Here is a 5,311-nt window from a genome sequence, read left to right as displayed (position 1 = left end):
TCACCGGGGTCGCCGGGGTCGCGGGCGCCGCGGGGACAGCGGCGGAGACCTTGGCGAGGGCGTCGGTGGCGGCCTTGCCGAGCGTGCCGGCGTCGGCGGCCGGGAGCTGGCCGTTGTCGGCCTTGAGGACGGCGTTCAGCAGGTCGGTGACCGGGGTGAGGACGGTGCCGAGGTCGCTCAGGCTCTTGACCTGGTCGAGGAGCGCGTCCGCGCCGGGGACGGGCGCATGGGCCGCGGCCTGGACACGCTGCTCCCGGGCCGAGGCGCCGTCGGCCGCCAGGGCGGCCGGTGCGGCGACGGCGACGAGAAGGGCGGCGCAGAGTGCGGAGGACGCGATACGCCGTGCGGGCAGAGCACGCATGGGTGTTCCTTTCGGTGGTGCATGGGGACCTGCTGCCCACCGTGGGATCACCCGTCGCGCCCCGCAACCGCACGGCCCCGTTCGGGGCAACGCCAACCGGCCGCTCGCCCGGGGAGGAACCACGGGAGGGCGGCCGGCGAAGGGAGTTCGCGCCTGGGGCGGCGACGTCGGGGGACGTCAGTCGTTGGCGCACTCGTTGCCGAACGCGGGGTTCAGCAGACCGATGATGTCGACGGTGTTGCCGCAGACGTTGACCGGCACGTGGATCGGGACCTGGACGACGTTGCCCGACAGCACACCCGGGGAGTGGGCGGCGACGCCGTGCGCGTCGGAGTCGGCGGAGGCGATACCGGCACCGCCGGCGACCGCCGCGGCGGCGGCGGTGGTAAGGACCAGGCCCTTCGCGATACGCGACATGGAGAGGTGCTCCTTGGGGGTTGACACAAACATCCGGGCGGATACCCGGCGCTGTGTCAACGCGTGGCGCGCGAGCGGGTTGTGCCGCCAAAGGGGTGATCCGGCGACGGGCCGTACTTCACCAATACGACACACTTGTCCGGTTTCCTCTAGTTCATACGGATAGCGGCTAGAGTTGCGCACCTCCTGACGCACCTCTACAGCCGGCCGATCGCACTCTTCCCGCTCCCCGAGGTTTGTTCGATCTCGGCATCGCTCGCGGCTCGGTGGTGACCAGCTGGCCGTCCGGCTCGTTCCCCAGCGGGACGCCCGAGCGCCACCCGTGAGCGAGGAACCGCGCAATGCACCTGCCAGCACCCGACCCCCGGCCCCGGGTCCTGCACATCACCCAGCCGGTGGACGGCGGGGTCGCCCGTGTCGTGACGGATCTGACGCGGGCCCAGCTCGCGGCCGGTCTGCATGTCTCGGTCGCCTGCCCCGCGAGCCGCCTCGCCGACGAACTGAGGGCGCTCGGCGCCGACGTACACCCCTGGCGGGCGGCCCGTTCACCGGGCCCGACACTCGTTCGAGAGGTACGCCGACTGGTGCGGGTGCTCGCCAAGGCGCGGCCCGATCTGGTGCACGCGCACAGCGCGAAGGCGGGGCTGGCCGGGCGACTGGCGGTGCGCGGGCGCGTCCCCACGGTGTTCCAGCCGCACGCCTGGTCGTTCGAGGCGGTCGACGGGGGCATGGCGGCGCTGGCGCTTCGCTGGGAGCGGTGGGGGGCGCGCTGGGCGTCCCGGGTGGTGTGTGTGAGCGAGGCGGAGCGCGCGACCGGCGCGCGCGCCGGGATCGCCGCCCGCTGGGCCGTCGTTCCGAACGGCATCGATCCGGGGCGTTTCCATCCCGCGGCCGTCGACACCGTACGGGCCGCGCTGCTTCCGGACGTCGATGCGGCGGCCCCGCTGGTGGTGTGCGTGGGGCGGCTGTGCCGGCAGAAGGGGCAGGACGTCCTGCTCGACGCCTGGTACGCCGTGCAGGACCGGGTCCCCGAGGCCCGGCTGGTGCTGGTCGGGGACGGGCCTGACCACGACGAACTCCGCTCCCGCGCACCGGGGTCGGTGGTCTTCGCCGGGGCCGTGCCGGACGCCGCGCCCTGGTACCAGGCCGCCGACCTGGTCGTGCTGCCCTCGCGCTGGGAGGGCATGGCACTCGCCCCGCTGGAGGCGATGGCCTGCGGACGGCCGGTGGTCCTGACGGACGTCGACGGAGCCCGCGAAAGCCTGCCACCGGCCCTACGTCCGGCCCGCCGCTCCTTGAGAAACCCGGGGAACAGGAACCCCGTCTCGGCACCCGGTCGCCCCGGCCCGGGAGCGGGCTCCCGGTTTCCGGCCGCCGCCTCCGCGGCGGGCCGCCACGGCGCCCCCGCGACCGACGCCGGGAACCCCGCGGCCGTCCCCACGCCCCGTTGCCTCGTCCCCCCGGGAGATCCGGGCGAACTCGCCGACGCCGTGTCCTCGTTGCTGCTCGATCCGTTGCTCCGGGAGTCGCTCGGGCATCTGGGGCGCCGACACGTCCTGTCCACGCACGACGTGCGGCACGCGGCCGAGGCGGTGGCGGGCGTGTACCGCGACCTGCTCGGCGACGTGTCCGCCGCTGCCGGCCTGCCCTCCGAGTACAGGGAGTCCATCCACTCGTGACCGCGGAAAGCACCGTCCCCTCGCCCGGCGGGCAGCCACGGGACATCGGGTTCTCGCCCGTCTCGGTCATGCCCGCGCGCACCGCCGCGGCCGGCTTCCGGTTCCCGGCCGGCCGCCCTCCGGCGCGCCCCGCCTCCCCGGTGCCGCTGCTCGCCGCCGACGTCACCGCGGCCGTCCTCGGCGCCGTGGCGTTCGCGGGTGTCGAGCAGGGCCCGCTGCTGCTGGCCCTCCTGGTCGTCACCTCGGTGCTGCTGCGCCCGCAGCCCCCGCACCACGCCCCCGGCGTCCTCGACGAACTCCCCGTCGTCTGCGGCCGGATCGCCGTGACCTGGGCGGCGCTCGCGGCGCTCGTCGCGGCGTACGCCCCGGCGCACGCGCTGTCCGCCCGCACCCTGCTGCTGGGCTTCCTGCTCCAGTCGACGGCGGACTGCGCGGGGCGCGGCCTTGTGCACTGGCGCCGGCGCACCGCGCTGCTCAGCCGCCCCCGCACCGCCCTGGTCATCGGCCCGGCGGCGACCGCCCAGCGCGTCGCCGCCGCCGTCCTGCGGTACCCCCGCTGCGGGGTGCTGCCGGTCGGGATCGTGGCCGAGCGCCCCGAAGGAACCGACGGGCTACCGGTGCTGACGACCGGTCAGGAGGTGCAGCGGGCGCTCATCCAGAACGGCGTACGGGACGTGCTCGCCGTCCATCCCTCGGTACGGACCGAGCGGGGACCGCTGCTGCGGGCGCTCGCCGAGTCGGGGTGCGCGGTGTGGGAGATCGACGCGGACTCCCCGTCGTACGCCACCCGGGACCAGCTCGCCGGGTTCTCCTGCCGGCGCCTGGACATGGGACACGGGCCGCGGCGCGGGAGCGTCGGCAAGCGGCTGCTGGACGTACTGGTCTCCGGGACGCTGCTGCTGCTGGTCAGCCCGGTGCTGCTGGTGTGCGCGGTGGTGCTGCGGGTCAGCGACGGGCCGGGGGTGGTCTTCCGGCAGGAGCGCATCGGCAAGGACGGCCGTCCCTTCACGCTGCTGAAGTTCCGCACCCACCGTCCGGTCGACGAGCACGAGTCGGCGACCCGCTGGAGCGTGGCCGACGAGGACCGCATGTCGTGGTTCTGCCGCTTCCTGCGCCGCACCTCGCTCGACGAGCTGCTCCAGCTGTGGAACGTCTTCTGGGGCGACATGAGCCTGGTCGGCCCGCGTCCCGAACGACCGTACTTCGTCGCCCAGTTCAGCCAGCACTACCCCGGCTACGCGGCGCGCCACCGGATGCGGACCGGGATCACCGGGCTCGCCCAGATCAACGGTCTGCGCGGCGACACCTCGATCGAGGACCGGGCGCGCTTCGACAACGCGTACATCGACAACTGGTCGCTGTGGCAGGACATCTGCATCCTGCTGCGCACCGCGGCCGCACTCGTCCGGCCGACGGGGAGCTGAGCGACGCCCATGAGCCATGCCCTGTCCCTGCCCCGCGTCCGCGAGTGGCCGCCGGTGCTGCCCGTGCTCGCCGTGCTCGTCCTGCTCGGCCTGCCGCTCGCGCCCACCGGGGAGAGCGGCGCGGGTCCCGCCGACGCGGTCTCCGCGCTCGTGGTGCTGTACTGCGCGATCCGTCTCGTACGCGACCGCCGGCGCCCCCTGTCCCGTACGGCCGCCGTGGTGCTGGGCCTTCCGGTGCTGGGGCTCGCGGTCGCCGCGACGGGGGCGTCCTCGCCCGGTGCCGGGATCACCGGTCTCGGCCGTTACCTGCAGATCTTCGTCCTGGTGCCCGCCGCCGTGCTCCTGCTGATCCGCGGCCGCCGTGACTTCCGGCTGCTGGCCTGGTCGTTCGTGGGGCTGGCGGTGTGGCAGGGCGCGATCGGGGTCAACCAGTACGTCACCGGGACCGGCGCCTCGTACCAGGGCGAGGACGTCCGCGCGGTGGGCACCTTCGGGCCGACGGACGTGATGGGCATGGCGACGGTCGTGTCCTTCGGTCTGGTGTGCGCGCTGGGTCTTGCGCTGGGCCGGGCCTCGGTACGCCAGCGGACCGTCGCCGCGTGCTGTTCGTTGGCACTGCTCCTCCCGCTCGCGCTGTCCTTCAGCCGCGGGGCGTGGATCGCGACGGCGGCCACCTGCGCGGTGCAGCTGGTGCTCGGGGGGGTGCGGCGGGCGCTGAAGGTGACGGCCGTCGCGGTCGCCGCCGGGGTGATCCTGGTCGGCGGCTTCGGGGTCGGGTCGGCGATGCTGCAGGAGCGGATCGACAGCATCACGCGGGTCACCGACGCACCGGACCAGTCCGTCACCGACCGGTACACGATGTGGGCGGCGGCCGTCGGCATGTGGCGCGAACAGCCGCTGACCGGCGTGGGGTTGAAGGGGTTCCCGGACCACCGGGACAGTCACGCCTCGCTGGCCCTGTCCTCGGGCAGCGACACGGAGGGCGCGGGCGCGGCGTACCTCAAGCAGCCGCTGCTGTCCCCGCACAACATGTACCTGCTGGTGCTGGCCGAGCAGGGCCTCGTCGGGGCCCTCGCCCTGGTCGGCGGCTGGCTGGCGCTGCTGGTGTGCGGCCTGCGCGGGCTGTGGCGGGCGCGGGTGCCGGGCACGGGGCTGGACTGCGCCCTGATCGGTACGGGCCTGCTGGTCTGGCAGCTCATCGACTTCGCGTACGCGGACATCGGCGGCCCGTCGACGGTCCTGACGGCTGTGGTCTTCGGGGCGGTGGCCTGGTGGGCGCTGGTCGGGGCCGACGCGACCGGACCCGGGGCCCGGCAGGGACCGGCAGCGATCGAGCCGGGCCTCGGCGGCGCCGAGGAGGCCACGTCCCGATGACGGTGACTCCCCCGGGCCCGCCCCGGATCACCCACGTGGCCGGCCCCGCACCGCAC

4 protein-coding genes and 1 pseudogene are annotated in these 5,311 nt (G+C 74.6%); 3 read left to right on the top strand and 2 right to left on the bottom strand.

All coding sequences use genetic code 11. The annotated features are described in order from the left end of the window. Together GRC12_RS41645 and GRC12_RS41640 are read right to left on the bottom strand one after the other, a co-directional pair. Positions 1-361 (bottom strand): annotated as a pseudogene (locus GRC12_RS41645) (hypothetical protein); the annotation flags it as partial. Positions 362-538: 177 nt separating this feature from the next. Continuing rightward, the gene (locus GRC12_RS41640) at positions 539-778 is read right to left on the bottom strand and encodes a chaplin (RefSeq protein ID WP_208785649.1); all 240 of its coding nucleotides are present in this window, start codon (positions 776-778) and stop codon (positions 539-541) included. Positions 779-1,119: 341 nt separating this feature from the next. Here GRC12_RS41640 and GRC12_RS41635 point away from each other — a divergent pair, with 341 nt between their 5' ends. Genes GRC12_RS41635 through GRC12_RS41625 form a run of 3 tightly spaced genes read left to right on the top strand, consistent with a single transcriptional unit; the run spans position 1,120 to position 5,255 of the window. Beyond that, a complete protein-coding gene (locus GRC12_RS41635) occupies positions 1,120-2,457 on the top strand; it encodes a glycosyltransferase (protein ID WP_208785648.1) in 1,338 nt (445 codons plus the stop codon). Further along, entirely contained in the window at positions 2,454-3,881 is a 1,428-nt protein-coding gene (locus GRC12_RS41630; RefSeq protein WP_208785647.1) for an exopolysaccharide biosynthesis polyprenyl glycosylphosphotransferase, read from the top strand. Before GRC12_RS41635 ends, GRC12_RS41630 begins: the two co-directional genes overlap by 4 nt. A gap of 9 nt (positions 3,882-3,890) precedes the next feature. After that, positions 3,891-5,255 (top strand): O-antigen ligase family protein, encoded by a 1,365-nt coding sequence (locus GRC12_RS41625; protein WP_208785646.1) that lies wholly within the window; start codon positions 3,891-3,893, stop codon positions 5,253-5,255. The last annotated feature ends 56 nt before the right edge of the window (positions 5,256-5,311 follow it).

Source organism: Streptomyces griseorubiginosus (genome assembly GCF_017614965.1).
In the GTDB taxonomy this organism is placed as follows: domain Bacteria; phylum Actinomycetota; class Actinomycetes; order Streptomycetales; family Streptomycetaceae; genus Streptomyces; species Streptomyces griseorubiginosus_B.
The sequence above is the reverse complement of the archived record's forward strand: the minus strand, read 5'-3'. Positions and strand labels throughout refer to the sequence as shown.